The organism is Pseudomonas auratipiscis (assembly GCF_036324085.1).
Taxonomy (GTDB): domain Bacteria; phylum Pseudomonadota; class Gammaproteobacteria; order Pseudomonadales; family Pseudomonadaceae; genus Aquipseudomonas; species Aquipseudomonas auratipiscis.
This window is the reverse complement of sequence record NZ_JAZDCU010000046.1, coordinates 1-1011: the sequence shown is the minus strand read 5'-3', so window position 1 is coordinate 1011 and position 1011 is coordinate 1. Positions and strand designations below refer to the sequence as shown.

Genomic DNA, 1011 nt, shown 5'->3' with positions numbered 1-1011 from the left:
TCTCGTTTGGATGCTGGTCTCACGGTGTCCAAGGAGAACGAGGCACTCACTATCAACGGAGTGACCTTTGACTTCTCTCGCCTTGCCGAGGGCTCGACGTTGCCCGCCGATGCGGTAGGTAGCGGATTCGTCATTGCTCCGGTAGAACGCATCAGTGGACGCCTAGTCCTTACCCTCATGCTCCCGCACGCTGCTGATGCGTCGGAATCGGTGCGCTTTCCAGTTGATATTCATGACGCCGCTGACGGTCCCGTGCATTTGCCGGGGCTCGATATCGATCCGGCTCAACCGATAGCAACCAATGGCGTAATCGACTGGTCACAGGTCGTCACGCTGCCGCCCAATCGGCTTTCAAAGGCCAGTGGGGACATCTGCCTGATCAACAGAAATGGCAGCAAGCCCTTGAGCAGTGGCACGACAAGCGCAGTTGGCGCGAAGACGTACGCTTCGATGACGTGCAGCAGTACCTCAGGCAGACCACGGTCGAGGCGCAGCAGTTGCAAGCGCACTGCCAACGCAGCGAAGCCGACCTACTCACCTGGTTGAATCAACTGCGGCCTGGCGGCGAAAGTGTCTACCACGACACCATTGATGAGCAGCAGGCCAGCCAATTGCTGGAAACCGCCCACGCCGTCTACACCCTGCTGGGCAATGGCGAGCAGGGCCAGCGCGTACCTGCTCTACTCGCGCCACAGCCAGTTGCGCATCGCCTATTCACCCGTGCAGATCACCTGGCGCCTGTGCGAGAACTTGCGCAGCAGTGCCAGCGCCCAGCAGCAATGGATGCGCAAGCTCGATCTGCCCGCCTTTTGCTACAGCGGCAAAGCCGAACATGGCGGCTGGATTACCGAACTGGGCAACAGCGTCGCCGACATTCTCGTCGAGGGTGAACAAGCACCAAGCTTCACCAGCACCCTGTTACCGACCCAACAGAGCGAAACAGGCGCGCCCTACAAGCCTGCGTTCGAAGAGGCGCTGGTCCGCGGGCGGGTCCCGGAACAGGACACGTCG

At 60.6% G+C, this 1011-nt stretch carries 2 pseudogenes; both read left to right on the top strand.

Features of this window, described 5'->3' with window-relative positions:
- Positions 1 to 546 (top strand): annotated as a pseudogene (locus V0R60_RS26780) (hypothetical protein); the annotation flags it as partial.
- A 45-nt stretch (positions 547 to 591) separates the two neighbouring features.
- Positions 592 to 1011 (top strand): annotated as a pseudogene (locus V0R60_RS26775) (toxin VasX); the annotation flags it as partial.